Origin of the sequence: Pseudohalocynthiibacter aestuariivivens (genome assembly GCF_018457175.1) — a bacterium.
Lineage (GTDB): Bacteria > Pseudomonadota > Alphaproteobacteria > Rhodobacterales > Rhodobacteraceae > Pseudohalocynthiibacter > Pseudohalocynthiibacter aestuariivivens.
The window spans coordinates 94,654-117,109 of record NZ_JAGFNU010000010.1 but is presented as its reverse complement, the minus strand read 5'-3'; the positions used below and the strand labels follow the sequence as shown (position 1 = coordinate 117,109).

At 54.8% G+C, this 22,456-nt stretch carries 24 protein-coding genes and 6 pseudogenes; 15 read left to right on the top strand and 15 right to left on the bottom strand.

Annotation, left to right across the window (positions count from 1 at the left end; translation table 11 throughout):
* Nucleotides 1-586: 586 nt before the first annotated feature.
* The 4 genes and pseudogenes from J4E70_RS19625 to J4E70_RS14805 all read right to left on the bottom strand — a co-directional run.
* A pseudogene (locus J4E70_RS19625) lies at nucleotides 587-708 on the bottom strand (IS6 family transposase); the annotation flags it as partial.
* An 89-nt stretch (nucleotides 709-797) separates the two neighbouring features.
* Nucleotides 798-2,330: a Fic family protein gene (locus tag J4E70_RS14815; RefSeq protein ID WP_213890421.1), complete on the bottom strand. Its 1,533-nt coding sequence runs from the start codon at nucleotides 2,328-2,330 to the stop codon at nucleotides 798-800.
* Between the two features lie 312 nt (nucleotides 2,331-2,642).
* On the bottom strand, nucleotides 2,643-2,864 hold the full coding sequence (locus J4E70_RS14810; RefSeq protein WP_213890420.1) for a hypothetical protein: 222 nt from the start codon (nucleotides 2,862-2,864) through the stop codon (nucleotides 2,643-2,645).
* Nucleotides 2,865-3,311: 447 nt separating this feature from the next.
* Complete coding sequence (locus tag J4E70_RS14805) at nucleotides 3,312-3,890, bottom strand: hypothetical protein (protein ID WP_213890419.1); 579 nt, start codon at nucleotides 3,888-3,890, stop codon at nucleotides 3,312-3,314.
* A gap of 102 nt (nucleotides 3,891-3,992) precedes the next feature.
* Between J4E70_RS14805 and J4E70_RS19720 the strand changes: the two genes are divergently transcribed.
* The 3 genes from J4E70_RS19720 to J4E70_RS14790 all read left to right on the top strand — a co-directional run bounded on the left by J4E70_RS19720 (nucleotide 3,993) and on the right by J4E70_RS14790 (nucleotide 7,364).
* Complete coding sequence (locus J4E70_RS19720) at nucleotides 3,993-4,322, top strand: cupin domain-containing protein (protein WP_377609338.1); 330 nt, start codon at nucleotides 3,993-3,995, stop codon at nucleotides 4,320-4,322.
* A gap of 472 nt (nucleotides 4,323-4,794) precedes the next feature.
* Nucleotides 4,795-5,190, top strand: coding sequence for a DUF2946 family protein (locus J4E70_RS14795; protein ID WP_213890417.1), 396 nt, complete (start codon nucleotides 4,795-4,797; stop codon nucleotides 5,188-5,190).
* A 104-nt stretch (nucleotides 5,191-5,294) separates the two neighbouring features.
* A complete protein-coding gene (locus J4E70_RS14790) occupies nucleotides 5,295-7,364 on the top strand; it encodes a TonB-dependent receptor domain-containing protein (RefSeq protein ID WP_213890416.1) in 2,070 nt (689 codons plus the stop codon).
* 16 nt (nucleotides 7,365-7,380) lie between these two features.
* Here J4E70_RS14790 and J4E70_RS14785 read toward each other — a convergent pair whose 3' ends face one another.
* The 6 genes and pseudogenes from J4E70_RS14785 to J4E70_RS19390 all read right to left on the bottom strand — a co-directional run.
* On the bottom strand, nucleotides 7,381-8,238 hold the full coding sequence (locus J4E70_RS14785) for a TonB family protein (RefSeq protein WP_213890415.1): 858 nt from the start codon (nucleotides 8,236-8,238) through the stop codon (nucleotides 7,381-7,383).
* Nucleotides 8,235-8,651 (bottom strand): ExbD/TolR family protein, encoded by a 417-nt coding sequence (locus tag J4E70_RS14780; protein ID WP_213890414.1) that lies wholly within the window; start codon nucleotides 8,649-8,651, stop codon nucleotides 8,235-8,237. The genes J4E70_RS14785 and J4E70_RS14780 overlap by 4 nt, the downstream gene beginning before the upstream one ends.
* Nucleotides 8,652-8,655: 4 nt before the next feature.
* Nucleotides 8,656-9,039 carry an ExbD/TolR family protein gene (locus tag J4E70_RS14775; protein WP_213890413.1) on the bottom strand — a complete coding sequence of 128 codons (384 nt, stop codon included), beginning with the start codon at nucleotides 9,037-9,039 and terminating at the stop codon, nucleotides 8,656-8,658.
* The gene (locus J4E70_RS14770) at nucleotides 9,039-9,740 is read right to left on the bottom strand and encodes a MotA/TolQ/ExbB proton channel family protein (protein WP_213890412.1); all 702 of its coding nucleotides are present in this window, start codon (nucleotides 9,738-9,740) and stop codon (nucleotides 9,039-9,041) included. Before J4E70_RS14770 ends, J4E70_RS14775 begins: the two co-directional genes overlap by 1 nt.
* Nucleotides 9,741-9,994: 254 nt before the next feature.
* Nucleotides 9,995-10,114 (bottom strand): annotated as a pseudogene (locus J4E70_RS19395) (IS6 family transposase); the annotation flags it as partial.
* Nucleotides 10,115-10,231: 117 nt separating this feature from the next.
* Nucleotides 10,232-10,366 (bottom strand): annotated as a pseudogene (locus tag J4E70_RS19390) (IS6 family transposase); the annotation flags it as partial.
* Between the two features lie 54 nt (nucleotides 10,367-10,420).
* Between J4E70_RS19390 and J4E70_RS19765 the strand changes: the two are divergent.
* A pseudogene (locus tag J4E70_RS19765) lies at nucleotides 10,421-10,534 on the top strand (transposase); the annotation flags it as partial.
* Nucleotides 10,535-10,862: 328 nt separating this feature from the next.
* On the opposite strand, the gene J4E70_RS14760 reads toward J4E70_RS19765, so the two are convergent.
* Nucleotides 10,863-11,822 (bottom strand): LysR substrate-binding domain-containing protein, encoded by a 960-nt coding sequence (locus J4E70_RS14760; protein ID WP_213890411.1) that lies wholly within the window; start codon nucleotides 11,820-11,822, stop codon nucleotides 10,863-10,865.
* A 72-nt stretch (nucleotides 11,823-11,894) separates the two neighbouring features.
* Here J4E70_RS14760 and J4E70_RS14755 point away from each other — a divergent pair, with 72 nt between their 5' ends.
* The 7 genes from J4E70_RS14755 to J4E70_RS14725 all read left to right on the top strand — a co-directional run bounded on the left by J4E70_RS14755 (nucleotide 11,895) and on the right by J4E70_RS14725 (nucleotide 16,818).
* A complete protein-coding gene (locus tag J4E70_RS14755; protein WP_213890410.1) occupies nucleotides 11,895-12,761 on the top strand; it encodes a pirin family protein in 867 nt (288 codons plus the stop codon).
* A 153-nt stretch (nucleotides 12,762-12,914) separates the two neighbouring features.
* Nucleotides 12,915-13,454 carry an NADPH-dependent FMN reductase gene (locus J4E70_RS14750; protein ID WP_213890409.1) on the top strand — a complete coding sequence of 180 codons (540 nt, stop codon included), beginning with the start codon at nucleotides 12,915-12,917 and terminating at the stop codon, nucleotides 13,452-13,454.
* Between the two features lies 1 nt (nucleotide 13,455).
* Complete coding sequence (locus tag J4E70_RS14745) at nucleotides 13,456-13,701, top strand: DUF2798 domain-containing protein (RefSeq protein ID WP_213890408.1); 246 nt, start codon at nucleotides 13,456-13,458, stop codon at nucleotides 13,699-13,701.
* Between the two features lie 100 nt (nucleotides 13,702-13,801).
* Entirely contained in the window at nucleotides 13,802-14,530 is a 729-nt protein-coding gene (locus J4E70_RS14740) for an alpha/beta fold hydrolase (protein ID WP_213890407.1), read from the top strand.
* A gap of 124 nt (nucleotides 14,531-14,654) precedes the next feature.
* Entirely contained in the window at nucleotides 14,655-15,368 is a 714-nt protein-coding gene (locus J4E70_RS14735; protein WP_213890406.1) for a DUF4386 domain-containing protein, read from the top strand.
* A gap of 80 nt (nucleotides 15,369-15,448) precedes the next feature.
* On the top strand, nucleotides 15,449-16,315 hold the full coding sequence (locus tag J4E70_RS14730; RefSeq protein WP_213890405.1) for an NAD-dependent epimerase/dehydratase family protein: 867 nt from the start codon (nucleotides 15,449-15,451) through the stop codon (nucleotides 16,313-16,315).
* 23 nt (nucleotides 16,316-16,338) lie between these two features.
* The gene (locus J4E70_RS14725; RefSeq protein ID WP_213890404.1) at nucleotides 16,339-16,818 is read left to right on the top strand and encodes a VOC family protein; all 480 of its coding nucleotides are present in this window, start codon (nucleotides 16,339-16,341) and stop codon (nucleotides 16,816-16,818) included.
* A gap of 110 nt (nucleotides 16,819-16,928) precedes the next feature.
* On the opposite strand, the pseudogene J4E70_RS14720 reads toward J4E70_RS14725, so the two are convergent.
* From J4E70_RS14720 to J4E70_RS19385, 4 genes and pseudogenes are all read right to left on the bottom strand, one after another.
* Nucleotides 16,929-18,079: pseudogene (locus tag J4E70_RS14720) on the bottom strand (IS30 family transposase).
* A 241-nt stretch (nucleotides 18,080-18,320) separates the two neighbouring features.
* Nucleotides 18,321-18,863 (bottom strand): helix-hairpin-helix domain-containing protein, encoded by a 543-nt coding sequence (locus tag J4E70_RS14715; RefSeq protein WP_213890403.1) that lies wholly within the window; start codon nucleotides 18,861-18,863, stop codon nucleotides 18,321-18,323.
* 236 nt (nucleotides 18,864-19,099) lie between these two features.
* Nucleotides 19,100-19,279: a hypothetical protein gene (locus J4E70_RS14710; protein ID WP_213890402.1), complete on the bottom strand. Its 180-nt coding sequence runs from the start codon at nucleotides 19,277-19,279 to the stop codon at nucleotides 19,100-19,102.
* Between the two features lie 278 nt (nucleotides 19,280-19,557).
* Nucleotides 19,558-19,707 (bottom strand): annotated as a pseudogene (locus J4E70_RS19385) (IS6 family transposase); the annotation flags it as partial.
* A 191-nt stretch (nucleotides 19,708-19,898) separates the two neighbouring features.
* On the opposite strand from J4E70_RS19385, the gene J4E70_RS14705 reads away from it, so the two are divergent.
* The 4 genes from J4E70_RS14705 (at nucleotide 19,899) to J4E70_RS19715 (ending at nucleotide 22,283) form a co-directional block, all read left to right on the top strand.
* A complete protein-coding gene (locus J4E70_RS14705; RefSeq protein ID WP_213890401.1) occupies nucleotides 19,899-20,207 on the top strand; it encodes a hypothetical protein in 309 nt (102 codons plus the stop codon).
* On the top strand, nucleotides 20,204-20,860 hold the full coding sequence (locus J4E70_RS14700; RefSeq protein WP_213890400.1) for an ABC transporter ATP-binding protein: 657 nt from the start codon (nucleotides 20,204-20,206) through the stop codon (nucleotides 20,858-20,860). The genes J4E70_RS14705 and J4E70_RS14700 overlap by 4 nt, the downstream gene beginning before the upstream one ends.
* On the top strand, nucleotides 20,853-21,626 hold the full coding sequence (locus J4E70_RS14695) for a two-component regulator propeller domain-containing protein (protein WP_213890399.1): 774 nt from the start codon (nucleotides 20,853-20,855) through the stop codon (nucleotides 21,624-21,626). Before J4E70_RS14700 ends, J4E70_RS14695 begins: the two co-directional genes overlap by 8 nt.
* A 420-nt stretch (nucleotides 21,627-22,046) precedes the next feature.
* Nucleotides 22,047-22,283 carry a class I SAM-dependent methyltransferase gene (locus J4E70_RS19715; RefSeq protein WP_213890430.1) on the top strand — a complete coding sequence of 79 codons (237 nt, stop codon included), beginning with the start codon at nucleotides 22,047-22,049 and terminating at the stop codon, nucleotides 22,281-22,283.
* The last annotated feature ends 173 nt before the right edge of the window (nucleotides 22,284-22,456 follow it).

Genomic DNA, 22,456 nt, shown 5'->3' with positions numbered 1-22,456 from the left:
CTTAAAAATCCCATGTCAATCACTCCATATCTCCCTGAACAAAAGCGTCAGGGTAGCGTCGTTACATGGGTCAATTCTCAGTGAAAATTTAGGGGCCTACCGGGTCAGTTCTCAACGCAAATCAACACGCTGTATTCAGATAGTTTAAAAGGGTTGTATTATATTGCAGAGCACCTTCTTTTGTCTTAGCCCCCTACCCGGAGCAAAAAAGCCAGCTTGCCAAGATACCGCTTCTCTGGATGATCGACGAAACAAAGAAACTGGGACTTCGCTTCAAAACCCAAACCATCAATGAAATCGTTCTCGGAAAGAACCCTGACAAGCACTATGTTTCTCCGGACCCGAAAGCCCCGAAAAACAAATCAATGAACCTGGTTTGGGCAATCCTGGAGTTCCTGCCACGCAAACGAAGGGAAACGACAACACGACACTTTTCAATATTTGGATTTTACTTGCCACTGTTTGAACGTCGGAAAGTTCCGGACAACGCAAACACTCACCCTACTGTTTCGCAGCGGTAGAAAACGCTGTCAGGCAGAGACTGCTTCTGTTGGCAATCTAACTCTGCCACTGCGCGTTCATACCGGAACCTTTGACACAGGAAACGGACGGACTCGTGGCTAGTGCCGATGCCACGCTCGTCAGCGAATACTCAACATTTCAAAACGAAACTGCAAAACGTACATACATCATCACCGCCAGCCGGATGACCTCAGGGCTGGTTCAGAATTGCAGCAAGAGCTTCATTTCTTTACGCCGCAAAGCCAGACGACCGCCGTGCCCGCCTCAGCTCGGTTTTATCTGACGATGCTCTCCTGATAGATCACCTCAAGCTGCGCTACCTCACCTTCTGTTAATTCGGCAAACTCATTATTGCGAGCGCGCCTGGAAAGCTGTCCGCCATTTTGCTTGAGGAAATTGAACAGCAGATCGATGGTGGATGCCGGCATTTCGACAAGGGCCTCAACGCGGGATTTAAACTGATCATAGCGGACCAGAAATGCAGCCTCCTCCGGCAGGTCAATTTCGATGGTTTTCTGAACGCACTCGAAAAGAAACTCTGCATGGAGCGTCGCGTCGAAATACTTATAGAAATCGCTCGTATCGTTCAGAACCCGCACATTCATCTTCTCGGTCGGCTCCCATTCTACAAATGGCAGAAGCCGCTCTGAATAGCTTTCCAGAACGCGCCGGTAGTCGTCTATTCGTTCCAGGATTGCAGAGGATACCGGGAATACGATACCGGTTGGATTGAACCCACGCATTGTCAACACATGATGAATGAGATATCGGTGGAGCCGCCCGTTGCCGTCTGCGAAGGGGTGGATATAGACAAACCCGAAGGCGAGAACGGCGGCGGCTATCACCGGGTTGATACCCTCAGCATACCCCTGATCAAAGTCAATGATGCCCTGAACGAGTGCAGGCAAATCCTCATGGCGGGCGCTGATATGGTCAGGGAGCGGAATACGGGTATCCTGCTCGTGATCTCCGACGAAGCCGCCCTCATCCCGGAAGCCAAGGCGTATAAACCGCTCATTGCCGATCACGATGCGCTGCAAACGCAAAAACTCGTTCTGATCGAGCGGGTGTTTTCCTGCCTCACCAATCGCCTTGCCCCATCGCTGAATACGGCTGTGCGGCGGGGCCTCCCCTTCAATCGCGTAGCTCGATTTGGAATCTTTGAGGAGAAGAAAGGCTGCGGTGCGCGCCAGAATATTTGCGGAAATTTTGCCAACTACGGCGCGCGCTTGCTCATCAAGTTTGGCCTCTACAAAGCGTTCAAGCTTTTCTGTGCGCCAGACCAGCGGACAGAATGAACGGGTGCCGGGCAAATTATTGCGAACGCGGTGCCGCCTGAATGTCTCACCTTTAACGGCCCATTGTTGCTTACGATCAACAATATCGGCGTAGGTGCCGCTCTTGGCATCCGGCAAATCAAGTTCACGCTCCAGTAGCCATTCGTAGAGAAACCAGATACGCCGTATATAGGCGCTGGTGGGTTTGGCTCGAATGATCGCTTCAACATCGGCGGGCGAAACTGCTTCAAACAGGCGTTTCAGGACAGCCAGATCAAGCCCTTCATACTTCAGGGCGAAAACCAGATGCCCCTCAAACGTGGCGCGCGGCTCATGGCGCGGCGTATAGATGCGCCATCCATTTTCTGTGTAGACTTTATGACGCTTACCTATAGCACTCAGAGTGAGCGGCGTCGGTACCTGGAGCTCATACGCATCTATCAGGGCCGCATATCCGACAGGCAGTGCCATTTCTGGCAGCCTGTTTTCCTGAAGAACGCTTACCGGGCCTGAAAACTGGTTATTTTCCATGATGCCTGTGAAAACCATTTCCTGTGTTCGAATTTCACTTCACAATGTTAGCATTTCATGAAAATTGATTACATTCAACGGAAATCACTGCGAAACTTGGTAAGCGCAGATGCTTTTTGAGTTCAAACAATTGAATGGCTTCTTGTTGAACCCGTTCTGAAAATAGCTTTTCAGAATGGCAACAGTGGCCATACACCCAATGCAGAACAACTAACTTTTCCCTGTACTATCTTCCTATTTCACTGATCTGCACATGACAATTCCCTGTCACCCTTTTTAGGTAATTACCCCACAAACCACTGCTTCCTTTTACTAATTTTCGGCATGCATCGCAAAAATCGGCCAAAATTCTGTGTTTTCCCTGTCAATTTCCCAGTTTGCAGGGAAATTGCCTCCGAGATTGGTTCGCTCTAGGCTGGGCGCACAGCCAACCACTTCTTCAAAACCAGACCAGACGAGTGTCGCGCCACATAGTGGCGTGTTTACCGTGGCTTGTGAGATACTTGGGCAACCCCAGACCGTACCATCAGCCAAGAATGCGCCCTATTTCCGCAGAAGTCTGGGGGCGCTGTTTCCGCGATAGCAGTGTGGGAAGTCGAGGATCAGAGTATTGCGAGCAGTTCGCGCTGTTCATTCCAGTCGGCAGGCAATGCGTGGCGCATGCACCAGTCTGACGTCAAGCCGAGCGGTTGTCTGCCATCAAGGATGTTTCTCAAGGGCTTTGTCACATTAACTCAGTAACCGGCAGGTTTCCTCTTTTGGATGGGACTTAATATTTCGTAAGTCTTTGAAATTCAACAACACGCATTTGGTAAATCTTCGATATTTTGACTTAGAAAAGTTAATGTGACAACGCCCGTCAGATGACTGCATTGAGTCCATTTTACTGGATACTGCTATCTCTTTGGAGGGTAGTGATAGCATCGAATGCTGACATCCTGTCTGAAACGCAGGGCCTCTTACAGGTCGTCGCAGGACATATCATGTGCTCCACGAATGCACGTGCACATCACGCCCAGAGTGACCTTTCATGATTTTGACGGCCAGTTTCTCGCGTTCCTTGTCACGTACCCGGACCCAGAGAAGGATGCCGCCATGTTCGATCTGTTTTGCGTAATAGTCCTTGTGATGTTTGCCAACGCGACGCGCCAGCAAAGTACCGATCACCGCTGCAGGGCTGCCGCCGATGGCAATTGCAGCAATCGATGCCGCAAGTGTGCTGGCAAGGGTAAGCATTGCGGTCAACGCAATGAATGACCCGAGAAAGAAGAACCCACCGGCAATGGCGCCCTGCAATTCGCCGATAGCCTCTTCCGAGACGAAAGCTGCACGTGGCGCATCGGGATCGTCTTCCAGATCGGTTGCGCGCCAATATGCCTTGCCCAGTGTTTCTTCTAGCACCTCCTGTCGCGCGAGGAGGCTGATGTCGTATCGGCTGAATCCGAACATCCGCAAATCGTAGAAAGCACCTTGCAGATCGTCGAACGTTTCGAACACATCAACGGCTTCAGGAACATCGATATATGTGGTCCTGTCATCTTTCGCTCGAGTTTCGGACATTGGCACCTCCGGTATCGCTGTCTCTGTCCTATTTTGATATATGGAACAGGCAGACGACGCGTTGATCGAAGTTAATGGTCCCCTCGCTGAAACGCTATAGGGATGATCGCGTCCAGGGACGAATCTGGAGGAAACAGTTCACGGGAGATCGACGACATGAAGGGTTTTGCAGACGACATCGAAAAGCTGACCGAAGGAAACGACAACTTCCGTGAAGTTCTCTATACTCGCAAAAACATCCAATTGGTGCTCATGGCGCTCAAGCCTGGCGAAGAAATCGGCAAAGAAGTTCACGACGATCGCGATCAGTTCTTTCGTTTTGAAACGGGAAGCGGCGAAGTCCGGATCGACGATGTGGCCAATCAAGTAAAGGCCGATGACGGTGTCATCGTTCCAGCAGACGCCAAGCACAATGTCGTCAATACCAGATAGGAACCGTTGCGTCTTTATACGATCTACGGGCCACCTGAGCGTGTCGAAGGCACAATCCACCGGACCAAAGCTGAAGCCGATGCATCCCGTGAACATTTTGATGGGCGGACCACGGAGTAGTGTCGCCCAACGGCCAGCCCCGCTGGCGACCTCCAGTGTCGGCAATCCGCCGGATACCGTTGAAAAAGTCAGTTTTTGAGAATTGGCGAAAATTTGCGAAATGACCGACCGTCCGGAAATCAGCATTCGAATGCTCGTACACGCGATGAGCTTGAGTTGCAAGCGCCTTGCCGAGAAAGGGCTGTCCCCTCGGTCAAAATCAACCACTGAGCATGTATGGCGAAAAACTCTTCTAAAGTTGACTAAAAACCTCCTGATGAATGCCTAGCTGGCTGACGATTTGACGCCGTTTCTTCCGCGCGGTTTGTCGCACGGGCTTGCACCTCACATTTTTGTGAGTCAAAACAAATTCATGGAATCGAATATCTTATTGCCCAAGAAGAAACTTCGCCCCGCTATGGCGGCGTTTCTGGGTATTTTACTGCTTTTGCAGACGACACTGGCTAGTCTGGGCGCCTTTGCTGCATCCGCTGAGGGTTTGCAGGTCGTAATCTGCGATGCCGGTGGTTTGCGGACAATCACGCTGGATAGTTCCGGAGAGGAAATTCCCGAAACACCGTCACATCACGCCGATGCTGAATGTCATTTCTGCCTCACTGGCATTTGTCTGTCAGCACAATCTCCGAAAAGTGATGTGCTCCCTCTTGCGACCGGAAGTCAGCGGCTAGCGCGACCACGTAGCAAGCAAGCCACCTCGCGACATGAAAGCCGAACAGGACCGATCCGTGCGCCACCTCGCACAGTCTAAGCCAGCTTAACGCGTGGCTTTTCGCTTAACTGTGCTTAGCCGTCTTGCCACTTCCGGCGGCGGTTGGTGCATTCCTAGACTGGATTTCTAGAGAGGTTGGACAAATGTCGAAACCCCAATTCATGCGCCTTGGCGCGACCGCCATTCTGCTGTCTTCGCTTTCCACCACGGCTTTGGCCCAAGCGGCCGACTTACCGGAAGCCGAATTAATACTGCAACTCGATCCGATCATTGTTCAGAACACGACAGCTCCCTCCGGACCTTCGCGACTTGTATTCAACCACCGCGATAGAACCTTAAATCTGGCTGCTGACGGGGGTGAACTGCTGCGTTCCGTACCCGGCATCACCTCTGGGCGCATGGGTGGCCACGGATTGGAACCGGTGATCCGGGGCCAGCAGCAAAACCAGCTAAATATTATTGACGCGGGCGCCTTCACATTCGGGGCTTGCCCTAACCGAATGGATCCGCCAGCGACTACCGCCGCCTTTAATCGTGCGGACCGCGTGATCATCGAACGCGGCTATCATACCGTCACCAATGGGCCCGGCGGTTCGGGCGGTGCCATCGTGCTTGAACGCGAGGCACCTGTTTTTGATCCCGGCAAACCCTGGACCCTGTCAACCCAAGCCGGTGCAGCGTCAAACTCTGATCTGCGCGAAGGAGCGTTGTCCGGTGCGCTGGATTTGGGTTCAGGTTTCTACCTCGAAGGTTTTACCGAACATCATGAGGCCGACAACTACGTGGATGGCGATGGCGCCACGGTACGCAGTGCGTACCAGCAGCAAACCGCTGGCGTTACCCTTGGTTATGTAGGTGAAAGGCTATCGCTCGCCTTTGACATTGAAAGAGACGAAGCCGAGGATGTCTTGTTTCCGGGTGCTAGTATGGACAGCCCGTCGTCAGAAACGACAGTAATGCGTCTACGCGGTGGTCTGGAGATGAACCAAGACGTGTTGCAGCGGGTAGAGGTGAACGCCTACCTCGGCACCGTTGACCACGTGATGGACAATTTCTCGCTAAGGCCAGTGGGTATGATGGCAGCCCGCACGCCTTCAACCTCGGACACCTATGGTGGTAAACTAGAGGCTCATCTTGATTTCGGGCGTACCACGGCAAAAATTGGGGCGGACCTCCAATCCAACAACAGAATGGCGACATTCTATTCCGCGCCAGCCGCCATGCAGGCACAAGTGGCGGCTGAAAACCCAGCGCTGGCGCGTTTTCTGATGTGGCCTGATGTGACCATTGCCCAATATGGTCTCTATGGTGAAACCGAGACAATGCTCACATCTAAAACCACGCTGACACTCGGCGGCAGGTATGACTATGTCAGCGCGTCTGCAGATGCCGCCAACATCGTACCGGGCGGATCAGCCCTTTCACCCAACGATTTCTATACTGCGCAATACGGCACGACCTTCGACAACAACCGCGAGGAACATAATTTTGGCGCCCTCGCCCGGGTTGAACAAAAGCTTAACGACAATGCGACGCTCTTTGTCGGCGTGTCTCGTTCAGTCCGCACATCCGACGCCACGGAACGGGCAATGGCGCGCAACAATTGGGTTGGCAACCCTGACATCGCGCCTGAAAAACACCACCAGTTTGACGTCGGCGTCGAGGTCACCCGCGCAAATTGGCAGGTCGGGGCAGCGGCCTATCTCGATCAGGTCGATGACTACATTCTGCGAGATGCTTTCAGCGTGCCCGGCGTGACCACTTATCGCAACATTGGTGCTCGGCTTGTCGGGCTCGAACTTGATGGAAGTTGGCAACGAGGGGGCTTGGAACTCTCGGGTGACATGGCATGGACATATGGTATAAATCTGATCGATGATCGACCGCTTGCACAGATCCCTCCGCTTAGCGGTTCGGTGTCTCTTTCCTATGGTGAGACGGACTGGCGTGCAGGGGCACGGGTGAACTGGGCAGATAGTCAGTCACGGATTGACCCGTCGCGTGACGCAAACGCGACGACGGGTTATGCAACTCTGGATGTTTTCGCCAGATACACGCTGAGCGACAATGCGATCCTTCATGCAGGGGTCACAAACCTGACCGATCAGACCTATGCAAATCACCTGAACCGCCCGAACGTCTTTGACCCGACAATGGTACAGGTGAATGAGCCAGGGCGCAGTGTTTACCTGAGTGTGTCAGCCGAATTCTGAATGGTGCCGCTCCTCCCTATCGAGTGAACTGTATAGGTAGTGAGAACACATAACTGGGCCGTGTCAGGCCCCTTGGCGCGGCGGGAAACCGGCGCGCCGACCGCACAGCTTCCAAGGCAGCCTGATCAAGCAAGCTATTACCTGACGAGCGGGCAACTGAAACACCCTGCAACCGGCCATTCCGACCCATTGAAAGTCTGACCGTGACCGTACCTGACACCCCGCGCGCGCCTGCGGGATAGCGCTTGCGACGTTCGATAGTGGCGCGTAATTCTCCCCCCCAACTGGCCAGCAGGCTACGCTCTTGGTTTTGGCTTAGGGTGGCGGAACTATCGGATGCGCTTGTGCCTGCTGCGGCCCCACCACCCTGACCAGCAGCGCGTTGCGCAGTGCTGGCCGGAGCTTGCACCTGCACCTGTTGTGCTCGCGTATCGACAGGTTGGGTGTTGGGACGCGCGACGGGAGCAGTATCTGAAGGCGTCGCAGCCTGTGGCGCCTGTGGTTCGGGCGGCTGCGGCGATGTGGTGACAACCTGATAAGCAGTGTTCTCAGTGGGCATTGGCAAAACCTGAGACATACTAGGTAGCATCGGCTGTGCCGGGTTGCTGGTTTGCCTGTTCGACATAGTAGGCGGCACGTTTGGTGTCGCGAATTGTTGAGGAGAGACCTCGGGTGGCATCACAATCTCAGTAGGCTGCTCCCATTTCGCCACCATATTCGCAACCGAAGAACTTGAGGCTTGCAACGAGACCAGCGCCGTTCCGTCCTCACCTGACGAGCTTGCACCACCGGCCTTCTCACTTGTGGCAAAAGCCGCCATGTGCACCGCCACCGCTATGGTGAGGAAAATAGTGAATTCAACAGCGCGACTCATGGAGCAATCGTGATCAGCTGAAGTTGTGCAATCCCTGCCGCTTTGAAATGCGGCAAGAGTGATGCCAAACGCTCGGCAGGCATCGTTGCATCTGCCCTCAAGATAACTGGCGGTGGCCCATCCGGACATGGGGTCTTCTCGCAGTAAGTGGCGTGGTCCGCGCGCAAAGCAGCGAGCGCGTTTTGTAACCCGCTCGCATCGCGGTATGCCAACTGCTCATCGGCCCCAAGATAAAGTGTAAAGCTGCTTTCGGCAGGGTCTTGTGCGTCTACCTGCGGAGGGGTCACCTCAAAAGGTTCAGGCGGGGCGATTTGGGCTGTCATCAGAAAAAAGATTAGTAACAGAAACACCACGTTGATCATCGGAACGATGCTTTCACGTGGCGCGGCGAGGGAGGGGGCGGGAAATTTCATCGCGCTATTCCACCAGCACGAGCGCGGTATGGCCCGCCTCACGCAGTAGCTGCATCACCTCGACCAACCGTTGCAGTGAAGCCCCATCACGGCTGCGCAGAATGATCGTGTCTTCTTCTGCTTGGGTCAGACTTGCCATGCCTTCCAGCAGCGCATCAGCGGAGACCGGGTTTCCGTTCAGATGCAGCTTGTCTGGCAGAATATCAACGAGACGAGGCGGCCCTTGATAGGCCGTCTCTGCGTCGCCACCAGCCAATGTGAGCGGAAGTTGCATATCATTGCCGAAACGAGCAGCCAACATGAAGAAAACCAACAGTAGAAAGACCACGTCAATCATCGGTGTCAGGCTTGGTCGGCGTCTTTTGCTGGCTACATCGAAGGAAAACATCACTCGGCGGCCAATACTTTAGTGCCCGCCTTCGTTGACAAGGGGCGTAAAAAAATACGCGTGGCAGCATCTTCCATGTCATGGCGCAACCGGTCGACCACGCTGTCAAACCAAGTCAGAGCGACGGAGGCGGGAATTGCCACTGCCATGCCTGCTGCTGTTGTCAGAAGCGCCTCCCAGATGCCGCCGGCCAAGGCTGCCGGGTCGGCGCGGCTGCCAGCCTCCTGAAGGGCCTGAAACGCCGCGATCATGCCCAGTACTGTCCCCAACAAGCCCAGCAGCGGCGCAATCGTCGCGATCAGTTCGAGCGGACGCAAACCACTGCGCGCCTGCATCAGGAGGCTTTGAGCAACACGACCTGTTTCCGCTTGAGCGGAACTGTCGTCAAGCGACGGATCACAACGGGCGAGCATGGCAGCACGTGCCAGTCGCGCGCGGATCGTGCACCGCCCTTTCAGCAACTCCAGCGCATCATCCTGATGACCTTCGGCCCAGAGAGTCACGGCTCGTCGAAAACACGGCCCACCGTTCCACGCACCCAGAACGGCCAGCCGCCAAGTCTTCCAGAGGATCAACGCAAGTGCCACAACTGACAGTAGTGCAATTGCAGCGATAGCCGGGCCACCAAGCCCCAATAATTCATAAATACGGGCAAGCGGATCGGCTGTGCTGGGCACTGTTACAATTTCGATAGCATCCATCGGAACACCCTTTTCCAGCAGTTTGGCTTAAATTTTCCCAAAGAAATTTTCTGAGTATTTATAATGTGCTGGTAGGTTTGGAAGAGTGTCCAAGGGTCGCACCCCCTCCCCGTGTTTCCGGGACTATGCCTGATAGGCCCTATCGAGGATGGCGAGGACCTCGGTTCCGCCACGCACAGCCTGGGTGTAATGTCCAAGGGACATAACCTTTTCCACCAGAACCAGACCGCTTCATGGCTGATATTAATCCCTTATTCGTGCAGCATGTCCACGACTTTCTGAAGCGAATATGGAAAGCGAACGTAGAGCATGACTGCTAGGCGGATAATCTCGGGGCGCGTCTTGGAATAGCGAAAAGGGCTGGTTTTTGTCATTCAGCCAAGTTAGGCACCGCCCTGCCCACCTCAAGCCAGTTTTTTCTGACAGAGCCCTCTTGACGGCTGTGTCAGACAAATTCGAACCAGTCTCAGCATGCTGCCAAATACCAGAACCTATGCTGAACAAAGTTGGCGCCACTCGGCGAGAGCGGCGGTTCGGTTAATCTTGAAATTGCCGCGTGAGTAGAGATGGCGCTCTAGGTTGAAATGGTTGTGAACGGAAGCATGCACAGCGGCGAGTTTCTGTAACCTGGACAGACATCCGGAACACGTAAGAGCCACGGCGACAAAGTCGTTAAAGACATCCATCGTGCCACACGCAAACAGTATTCAGCCGAAGAGAAGATCAGGATCGTGCTGGACGGCCTTAAAGGCGAGGACAGCATTGCTGAGCTTTGCCGCCGTGAGGGGATTGCGCTGCATTTTTTGAGGAAGGCGCGGGTGCAAAACGGGGCTTCACTGTTATTTTATGCTGCGCCTCGAAGGACTGAACCCGGATTCTCTGCGTCGTTTGGCGCAGAACAGATCTCGACCAAGCACATTGCTCGCCCTTGCCGGGAAGACAAAGTGAAACGAAGTGGCCTCGAATATTTGATGCAAGATCTGGAACAGCCTCACCGACCATGATGCATCATATCCATGGGCCGGTGCGAATGCGCTTGTGGATTCTGATCAATGGTTGGCGGCCGGGTAGCTTTTCCAGAGCCAGCGAGGGATTTGTCCAGTTGGTTGGATCGAAAACACGCTACAAGCTGCCGGCACAGTTCATGACATCCGGCAACTCGCGGCGCAGAAACGCGGCAAGGGCGTCGACCTGTGGCGGGTGTCCTCTCCGCCCGTGCATCAGAAGGCTGATCTCCGGCAACCCGGCAGTCCATTCCGGCAAGAGGCGGCTCAGCCGCCCTGCGGCGACATCCTCGGTGCAGGTGTAGACCGGCAGGGCCACCACACCGAGCCCGGCCGCAGCCGCCTGTTTCAAGGTGACCATGTCATCGCTGCGCATGCGCGTTGCAAAGGGAACCGACGCATTGGCCCCGTCGGACCCTTGCAACGACCAACTGTTACCGCCGGGCCGCCAGCCAAGCGTAAGTCCGGGCAGACCGTCGAGATCAGCAGGTGAAGCCGATGGACCGATTTGGTGCGCAATGCCGGGAGAGCCGAACAGGTGCCAGGGAACCTCGGTAAGCCGCCGCTGGATCAGCCCGGAGTCGGGTAGCAACTTGAAATGCCCCCGAATGGCCAGATCAATGCCATCGCTGATCAGGTCGGAAAAGTCGTTGGACGCCTGGATTTGCAGAACGATACGAGGGTTCTCAGCCAAGAAACGTGGCAGAATCCGGCCAAGCGCGAACTGCGCAACCCCGACCGAACAGGACAGTGTGACGGTGCCCTCCAGCGTGTCCTTGTCCCTGCGCACCGCCGTTTCGGCCGCGACCATGCATTCAAGCGCCATCTTGGCGTGACGATAGTAGGCCTCTCCGGCCTCCGTCAAAGACATTCGTCTTGAATCCCGGTTCAGGAGCCGCGTGCCCAGAGCCTCTTCGAGGTTTTTCACCTGCCGGCTGATCCGTGATTTTGGAATGCCCAGCGTCCGCGCTGCTGCCGAGAACCCCTGTTTCTCAACTACATGCACCAGGTAATAGGCTTGATTGAGGTCCATAGTCTCTGCCTTCTCAATATAGTTGTCGTTCCAAATACAGAACAAAGGGTTCCGAAATCAACGGATTTTCCGAACAACGTCTCGACTGTAGGTCCATATTCAGCACAGGAGGCGAATATGACCGTTCAACACACAGAACCAACCTACACGTCCCAAGCCGCGATCATCAGGTCCCAGCAAGGCGAGAAAATAACCCGGGGCGACGACTTTGAAGCGATCAGCTTCATCCACCGCCAGCTTGACGGGTTGATGGACCCGCTGATCATGGTTGATCACTTCACCATGACAGCACCGACCTTCGGACCCCATGCCCATGCCGGTCTCTCGGCGGTGAGCGTACTCTTTGAGGACAGCACCGGAAGCTTCCGCAACAAGGATTCGCTGGGCAACGACATCGAACTGGCACCGGGCGATCTCTACTGGCTGAAGGCCGCCCGCGGCGCGGTGCATGACGAGGCGCCCACCCCCGGTTCGCGCACCCATGCGCTGCAGATCTTTGTCAACCAGCCGGCAGCACAGAAACAGGACGAACCCAGTGCGCGGCATGTGCCCGCTGATGAGATGCCGGTGATCAAAGGTCCGGGCCATCGGGTGCGGGTGATGACCGGCAAAAGCAATGGTGTTGTCGGCGTAATCCCGCCCGCGATGCCCTTCACCATCCTCGATATTGCCCTGCAGGCAAACGGCAGCTTCACCCATCGCCCCGATCCCGGCGACGCCACGTGGCTGCACCTCATCCGTGGTGAGATCGGGGTCGACCTCGACGGAACCCGCCATCGGCTCAGCAGCGACACAGCGCTGGCCGCCCACGGCGCCGACGAGATTCGGTTGCTGAGCAGTGAGGGCGGACAGGCCGTGCTCCTCGGCGGTGCCCCCTTGCGCGAACCTTTTGTGCAAAAGGGTCCCTTCGCGATGCGTGACGTCCACCAACTGGCCGCGGTGATTGCCGCCCAGGAGGCCGGCGAATTTGGCACCATCGACTGAGCCGTCCGCGTCTCTTTTTGGTCCGAAATGCCAACCAAGCCGGTTCGGGCAGGGAAACAAGACGTGGCCTGTATCAATCCCGAAGCGATGCCGATGCGGCCCAGGGCCGGTGAAATTTACGAAAACCTGTGAAACGGAAACTGGAGAATACCCATGAAAATCCTGACTTTCGGTGCAAGCAACACCAAGAACTCCATCAACAAAGCGCTGGCGCGGTTTACCGCGACGCTGGTCCCGGGGGCCGAGATTGAGGTCCTGGACCTGAGTGACTACGACCTGCCGATCTTTAGCGAAGATCTTGAGAAAGAGATCGGTCAACCTCCGGCGGCAAAGACGTTCTTCGAGAAGATCGGCTCCGCCGATGGGGTGATCGTATCCTTCGCGGAACACAATGGATCCTATACCGCCGCCTACAAGAACCTCTTCGACTGGGCGAGCCGGATCGATCAGAAAGTGTTCCAGGACAAGCCAACGGTCTACCTTTCGACCTCTCCGGGGCCCGGGGGCGCGGGGAGCGTGCTGGCTTCAGCGAAGGGCTCGGCCCAGTTTTTCGGGGTGGACCTAAAGGCGGCTGTTTCCGTTCCCAACTTTTACGATGCCTTTGATGCGGAGACCGCGCGCATCAATGAGCCGAACGCCTTGGCTGACCTGATCGCTGCGGCCGAGACTTTGGCCCTGCGAGAGATCGCTTGATATGACACATCGTGGGCGCCTACAGCGGCTCTCAGGATCATTGGTCATGTCGTCTTTCATGTCCATGGCTCTATCAGGGGTGTTCAGCCTCTTGGAGTTCGGAATCTCGTGGACGTGGCTGCAAGCCTGGGGGCAAAGCATTCTGATCGCACTGCCGATCGCGTTCTCGCTGGATATGATTTTCGGAGACAAACTCCGCTTTCTGTCAGGCAAACTGGCAGACAAGGCCGCAAGCGTTTGGCCATGAAAACTGAAGCTCGGGAGGGCGAGAAAGCTTTCCCGAACTTGGCGAAATGAATGCTTAGGACCAATGTCCCCCAACATTTCAATGCACGAAGGGTAAACCCATGAAACGCATTTTCTCCCTGACTACAGCAGCCTTCTTCGCACTGCCGGTTGGCGCGCTTGCTGAAGAAGGCTCCTTCCTCTCTGACGGCGTTGCCCTGCATTACACCGACGAGGGCACCAGCCCGGCAGTAGTGATGCTGCACGCCTTCGCCGGCACCTCGGCGCTGTGGAACTCGAACGGGCTGATACCTCTGGACGGTTTCCGCACGCTTGCCTTCGATGCCCGTGGCCACGGGCAAAGCGACAAATCGGCCGATCCAAGTGCCTATGGCGAGCATTTGGTCGGCGACGTGATCCGGATGATGGTTGCGCGCGGTATCGAAGAGGTACACATCGTCGGCTATTCGATGGGCGCTGAAACCGCGCTCAAGCTTGCCACTGACCATCCCGATCGTATCCTGTCGCTGGTTGTTGCCGGGTCTGGCTGGTCCGGCGAGAAGGAAGCACAAGTCTACAGCTTCGTCTCCGACGCGCTTGGCTCAAGCGACGCGTTCGGTGATTTCATGGCCGCGATGCCTGCCGACAAGATGACCGAAGACGAACAGATGGCCGCTTTCGCCATGCTGATATCGCACGGCACCACTCCCGATCAGGCAGCGGCCCTGCTGTCCGGAGCGTCGGCGACGATGAATGAGGTGATTCACCTTACCGCAAAGGAGCTTGCTGCGATCACGGTCCCCGTGCTGGGCATTGCGGGTGAAGCGGATGAGGAGCGCGCCAATGTCTAACGCCTGTCCGACGCGATCCGGATTTCACTTGCGTGATGACCCCCAAGGCCGATCACCTCGCCACCCCTCTTTTGCCGCTTTTCTCCGAAGCCGTCACCGGGTTCCTGCACAACTGACCAAATCCATGAGACGCCACCTTTCTCAATCCGAGCTTTCAATCGCGCGTTTCGCCGGGCTGCTCTATCTTGCCATCATCGTCTTCGGCATCAGTTCCGAAGTCGCCCTGCGCGGCCCGTTGATCGACCTGACGAACGCAGAAAGCACCGCAAAGGCAATCCTTACCGCTCTCGGCAGATTCCGCCTGTCCATCGCCTTCGACTTGATCATGGCGTTGGCCGATACCGGGCTCGCAGTGCTGCTCTTCATATTGTTCAGGCCGGTCGCACCCACGCTGGCCCTGGCTGCAATGATCTTTCGCCTCGTGCAATCGGTCATCATTGCCTCCAACCTGATGAACCTGCAGTCAGCGGTCCTGTTGATCTCCGCCGGGCAGGACATCACCGTGCTGGCCCCTGGGCAAGCCGAGGCAATGGCGACGCTGTTTCTTAACCTGCATGGGCATGGCTATGACTTGGGATTGGTGTTCTTCGGGCTCAACAGTCTGATGACCGGCGCCCTGATCTGGCGCTCTGGTTTTGTGCCGAAGGTCCTTGGTGCGGGAATTGCCGCGGCCGGGATCGTCTACCTGATCGGTTCTGCCTTACGTTTTTTTGTGCCCGAATTCTCTGTGGTGTTCGCGCCGGCCTATGGCGTGCCGGCAATCACCGAGACGGCTTTCTGCCTGTGGCTGCTGGCGGCAGGTTGGGCATCGCGGCGACCGCACCTCGCATCGGCCTGAACCCGCAACCGCGGTGGCAGAACCTGACCAAGGGGACGCCACCGCGGCAACTTTCACCTATTGAAGAAAGGAAACGGGCCATGAAAGTCCTTGTCCTTGGCGCAACCGGCATGATCGGAACCGCCGTTACCAAAGAACTGCTGCGGGCCGGGCACAAGGTCACAGGATTGTGCCAATCAGATCGCTCGGCGAGGCAGCTCGAACGCATTGGGGCAACGCCGCTTCCCGGCGATCTGCAAAACCCGGGGGCCTGGGCAGGTGTGGTGCCGGTTACTGACGGTATCATCCAGGCCGCCGCGACCTTCAAGGACGATATGGGCGCGGTGGACAGATGCGTTCTGACGTCGGTGGCACAGGCAGCGGAAACCGCAGGAACCCGACCGAGGTTCATCTACACCGGTGGTTGCTGGCTATACGGTGAAACCGGTGATGAGATCGCAACGGAAGAAAGCCCGTTCAACCCGTTACCTGCCTTCTCCTGGATGGTGAAAAACGGCGCGCGGCTGGCGGCCTCTTCTGTCTTTTCGACGGCGATCATCCATCCGGCGATGGTCTACCATGCCAGCGGTGGCGCGTTTGCCCAATTCATGTCGAATGCGCGCAGGAACGAACCGATTGAGATTTGGCGTGACGCCGGGATCCGCTGGCCGCTTGTCCATCGCGACGACCTGGCCCGCGCCTATCGGCTGCTGCTGGAGCGCCCGGACCTCACCGGCCATTTCAATGCCTCAGCGCAGGCCGGGGTGAAAGTTGGTGACATTGCCACCTGGTTTGCCGGCGCATCAGGTATCGTCGTGAAGAGCGCGGAAATGGCAGTTGCAGATCATGGCAGGCTGGCAGACGGGCCGATGCTCGATCAACAAATGTCAGCGACGAAATTGCAGAATATTTGCAACTGGATACCGCAACACGTAGATTTCCGGGCATCCGGTATCTCCAGGCCTTAACGTTAAAGAAAGCGAGGAGACGTATGTCTGAGCGAAATTTCAAAGCCCGCGCCATTGGCGAGATCGCCATCAGGTGCATTGATCTTGACGCTATGGTTGCATTCTATCGTGACGTGATCGGGCTTGAGCCACTCAATGATCCGGACAATGGCCGTATCGTGTTTCTCCGTATTGCCGAAGGTTTTGCCGGGCATACCGCCATACTGGCCCTGTTTAACCATGACGTCGAGGGAGCGGGCCGGACCCGCGCAAGCGTGACGCCGCCGAAAACTGGTCCATCCTCATCGCTTCACCATTTTGCACTCAGCCTGCCCTGGGACGAACAGGACGCGGTAATTGCCTGGTACGAAAAGCTGGGGCGCGACTATAATGTCGAGTATTTTGACTGGGTCGGCTGGCGCGGTGTTTTTACTTTCGATCCTGACGGCAACACCGTTGAACTTGTCGCCAAAGACCCAGATTGGGTCGGCCCTTCAGATACTTCGTCCGAGACATCAGATTAGTGCGCCTGTTATGAAAGCGGCCTTTGATTGAGAACTCTGCAGTGTCTGCTTCGTCTCGCTGAGCCGCCATTCGCAGCAACTTATGTCGATGACTGCTTTGCGGGGCGGTTTCAACGGATCGACGCAACACATGCATTGAAACGCTCGGCAGGTGTTTCGTAGTTGAGCGTCTTACGAGGTCGTTCGTTGAGCTGCCTTGCGACAGCGCTCAGCTTTGCTGGACAATTTATCGTCAAATCCGTGCCCTTTGGAAAGTACTGTCGCAGCAGGCGGTTGGTGTTTTCGTTTGTACCGCGTTGCCACGGCGAATGTGGTTCGCACAAGAAGACGTAGATATCCGTCGCCAAGGTGAAGGTCTTATGTCCTGCCATCTCTGTCCCGCGATCCCAAGTCAGAAAGCGATACAGCTCTTTCGGCAACTTGCGTGACTGTTTGATCAATGCCTGAATGACGCTGTTGCTGTCTTTGTTGCCAACCCTTGCCAGCATCACAAAACGGCTGTGGCGTTCGACCAATGTCGCAATAAAGCTGTTGCCAGTGCCTGCAATCAAGTCGCCTTCCCAATGTCCTGGCACTGCCCGATCTTCGATCTCTGCAGGCCTGTTACGGATCGATATTGCATCATTGAACTCACCCAATCCGCTGCGCTTCAAGGTAGCGTGACGAGACCGTTGAATGGATCGCGTGGCTCGCAGATGCGCCAGCAACTCCTTTTTAAGTACACCGCGTGCTTGGATAAACAGGCTTCGATAGATCGTCTCGTGTGAAACGCGCTTGTTCGCATCACCTGGATGTTCGCGCATCAGCCAGCCTGCGATTTGTTGCGGGGACCACTTGCGGATCAGTTTGGTTGATATTGCGCGGCAGAGATAGGCATTACCATTCAGTTTGCAGAGCTTTGGGCGGTGGGCACGGTCCCACGCGGCTGCATCTGACGGTGCTGCTCGGTATTGTTTAGCGCCACCATTGCGCCTGACTTCACGGCTGATGGTCGATGCAGGTCGCTTCAAATTGCGGGCAATGGATCGTAAAGACTGAGAGGCAATAAGACCGCGTGATATCTCTTCGCGATCTGCAAGTGTTAAAGCTAAACGCGGTCTGGTGGACGAATGCCGCCAGTACAGGCAAGGAGCGGATAAATCGATGAGGACGCGCGATCAAACCCACGTCCAATCGAACTCATCGACTCTCCGCCTTGCCAGCGATCCCAAATCTCTGACTTCTGCTTGTCCGTGTAAAATGTACGTTGACGATACTTCATCCTGCTCACTCCATCTTTCCTAAAAGATTAAAGTGTTGCATTGACCAGTTGAAACCGCAGCTCGAAAAAAAACGACGCGAACACTTCGAACGGAGGATGACCGAGAGCAACGAGGGCTGAGTGTGCGAACGAACTCAAGTGTGGGTTTTAGGCGAAGACCTGAGCCGCTGGGTGGTGTGTGGTGGTGAGGTGTGGGTGGTGAGCGGAGAGAAACCGAAGGCAGCCCATTGCAGCGGCGCATTTATTTCTTTTTGGACTTGCGGTCTTTCTTGTCTTTCTTCCGCGCCTTGCCCTTCTTGACCGCGGCCTTCTTTGACTTTTTGGCGGCTGCTTTCTTGGCCGCAGCGGCTTTTTCCTTGGACTTCTTTTTCGAGGCCTGTTTTTTCTCCTTCGACTTGTTTTTGGCTTTCGCCTTCTTCGAGGCTTTTCCTTTGTCCGCTTTCTTCTTGTTGGTTTTTTTAGCGGCTTTCTTCGGTACGGCTGGCGTCATGGCCTCGTCGGCGATGGCGGTGTCTTCGGCCTTGGCACGGGCATCCCCCGACACCTTGGACGCCGCAGCCCGCACAGAGGCTTTGTGCGATTTTGGATATACTTTCGGAGCATCGGTGATGACCTGCCGCGCCGCTTTAAGGAGGATTTCAACGCGGCGCGCGCCGATGCCCGGAACCTCAAGCAAAGCTGTGGGCGATATCGCCGCAAATTCTTCCGCTGTTGAAATGCCTTTTTCGGTCAACTTCGAAGCTAGGTGTGGTCCGATTCCCGGTACGTCAAGGATGAATGTCATTGAAAAATTCCTTATTACCCAAAGTGACGGGATGTAAAAGGGACCGGCCCGGTGGCCGATCCTGTCGATTGATTTGCGCTGTTCAGGATACTTTCTTCAGCGCCTTTTTTGCGGATTTCAGCTTTTTGCTCTGACGCGCGACTTTGGATTTGCGCGCTTTGACTTCTTTCTTAAGTGCTTTGATCTTGGCTTTCTTGGCCATTGGGGTTTCTCCTATGTTAAAAGGGTTATTGCCTTTAGGACTGATCCTCATGTTCCTTGAGAAAATCGCGGATAAAGCGGCGGATCTCGCGCGCGGCACTCGTGTCGAGTGAATCGCACAACGAAACGAACCGGTCCCTGTCCGACGCTTTGATTCTGATGATCAACTGACTGTCTTTCAGGTGCTTTTTCCTCGGTTTTTTCTTTTCGGGCATCGTCCAGTTCCATATTAGCTTATAGTTTGCTATTCTATTGTAGATCGTTTGTATATACTTTTTTTAGTTTCCACTTTGAAATGGTTTGCCCCATGTGAACGTAATCGGATGGTCAAAGATCACCATCAAGCAACCGGAGTCAGAGGCGATTGTCGCGAAGTTACGACAGGTTGCAGTTCTGGTGGCGGTGTCAGACTATTTCGAACCAGTCTCAGTTTGCCGCCAAATGCCAGAACCTATGCGGAACAAAGCTGGCGCCATTCGGATAGGGCGGCGCTTCAGATTATCTTGAAATTATCTCTGCTGCAGAGCGCGCGTTCCTGATTGAAGTGGTTATGGACGGAGGAGTGAACGGCGACGAATTTCTGCAAACTCCGCATCTGCCGGAAGCGCTGCATGGCACGATCCTGATCTTCTCTTCGGCTGAATACTGTTTGCGTGTGGCACGACGGATGTCTTTAACGACTTTGTCGCCGTGGCTCTTACGTGTTCCGGATGTCTGTCTCATCTCCACTCCTTGGTGGTTACGATGAGCCAGAAATCCTCTCTTATCAAATCGTCCTAATCTGTCCCATAAGCCCTGAAGTCAGACATGCCCGTAGACGCCGCAAGAATTCTTATGCCAAATCGCTTTCGTTTTTGGGTGCAGATTCATATGCCCTTGATGATGCGCACATGCATTGCCGCTTCGCTGCTGATGTTTGTACTGGCGCTGGGAGAGCTCCCAGCATCACTGCTAACCATTCCACCGGGAACCGGCACGATAACGATCCGTATTTACAATTACATGCACTACGGTGCCACCGAAACGGTTGCAGGCCTGTGCCTTGTTATTCCGCTGCTAACGATAATTTATGCAATTTTTCTGTTTGGAGTGGCCGGAAGCTGGCGCTTTTTTCTACCAAAAGTACCAGGGAAAAAGACATGATTTCGCTTAATTGCATCACCAAATCCTTGGCAAGAAAAACCATATTCGATGACGTATCCCTGACAATCGAAACTGGGACCCACGTCGCCATAACAGGGCCTTCCGGCTGCGGGAAAACCACCTTTCTGCGTCTGATTGCTGGTCTTGATACGCCTGATCGCGGCGACATCCGCATTGAAAGCAAACTGACAAGTCAATCTGGCCGGACCCTTGTTCCACCGCATCAGCGGCAAGTTGGTTTTGTGTTTCAGGCCTCGGCTCTTTGGCCACACATGAATGTTGTGCAAAACATTTTGTTTGGGCTTCAGCAGTTGCCAAAATCTGACGCTGCTGAGCACCTGAACCGAATTTTATCCGAAACCGGAACAACGCATCTGGCTAAACGCATGCCCGGCACGCTGTCTGGTGGTGAACAGCGGCGCGTCGCAGTCGCGCGCACGCTCGCACCAGAGCCAAGAATTCTACTGATGGATGAACCACTCACCGATCTTGACAGTGTTGCAAAAACTGAGTTGGCGGAGTTGATAAAGAGCATCGTGCAGAACAGCAAAATGACGCTGATCTTTGTTACGCACGACTTGAAGGAAGTTAGCCATTTTTGTGACAGAAATTACGTGATCAAAGGCGCTAAAGTGATTGCATTAAATGGGTAATATTTGGGGAAATAAAAAACTCCACAACACACTCAGATCGGGCCTCCAGTTTTTCATTGGTGCAGTGGTGGTCTTGGTTGGTGTTGCTTTGATTGTCTCGCTTATTGACCTCAGGAAAATCAATTCGCTTCCCCCTGGTTGGGTGGTTTTACGAGAACCTGGAGAAGTCTCAGCCCTGCTTACGGTTGGCGACGAAGTTTGGGCGGGAGGACGTGACGGTTTGACCATTGTTGACAGGGACACATTGACCATTCTGGCTACGCCAACTGAGGTGAAGGGGTTAAGGTACATACGCGCGCTACAGAATTCTGTGGGCGGTAGCCTTTGGGTGGCACACGATGCAGGTGTTTCACAGTTTGACTACGGGCAGTGGCATCACTTTTCATCAGGTGAAATTGGGCTAACGGGCCCAGTGTATATGGTTCTGGCAGAACCTTCGGGAAACATCTGGGTCGGTGGTGAGGGCGGGCTGGTACGCTTTAAGGACGGTACTTTTGAGCCTGTCATGTTGCCTGAAGAAACGAAGATTACAGCCATCAGTACAATTTTTCTGGATAGTTCGAATACCCTTTGGTTGGGTTCAGATTCCAACACAAACGGCGGGCTTCTATCCTTTAGCGAAAGTTCTGGTTGGCAAAGCTACTCTGCTGGACAAGATCTAAATCATAGCTCGGTTACAGACATTATCGAGGATCAGACCGGAGTATTGTGGGTCACAACCGGCTTTGCCGGGCGTGGAGGTGTCAGCCTTTTTTTCGCAAAATAAGTGGGAGAAGCTTGAACGAGAGTCAGAACTTGAAAGCAGAAAGGTGCGGTCTGTCTTTGAGGATTTAGAGGGGCGTATTTGACAGTGGTATGAATATGACGGCCTCAGCATTTTTGATGGGGACCACTGGACCGATATCAGCGCGGCCGACGGCCTCGCCGGAGATGAGGTTAAAGCCGTACTGCAAGACCAAAACGGGTCTTGCTGGATCGCCACACCTGAAGGTCTGTCTGTTATCGAAGAAAACGCCTGGCGATTGCGCATTAGTAACTAGCTTGCTAACAACTAAGTTCTTTCTATCCGTGCGGCTCTATGATGGCGATGCTGCACAAACTCTTGCGGGGCCATCATAATCCAGGGAGTGGCAGCGACATCCGCGTTCTGGACGCTGGATTGGGAGCCGGAACACTTTCGTAAGCCCTGAGCAAGGCGGTTCGTTCCGGTATCAGCCTTTCTGGAATCGACGTTGCGCCTGATATGATCGCGCGTGCGCAAAAGAACTTACAGAAATCAGGATTGAATGTCGCTCCGTCACAAGCAGACATCACTGCGCTACCCTTCCAAAATGAATTGTTCGATATCGTCATGGCTGGACATGTGCTTGAGCATCTACCGCAACCCAGCCTTGCTTTAGAGGAGGTGGTCCGGGTTTCTTAAACCCGGCGGCCTGCTTATTGCCTGTATGCCGCGCTGGTCACTGCTCGGAACCTATGTTCAAATAAAATGGCAAACCCATGAGGTCCCAGTTTATGTTGGGCGAAGATGGCTCCGCGATTACGGTCTAAGCGCCGTGCGCAATTCCATTCGACAAAGGCACGAACTGCAGAAAA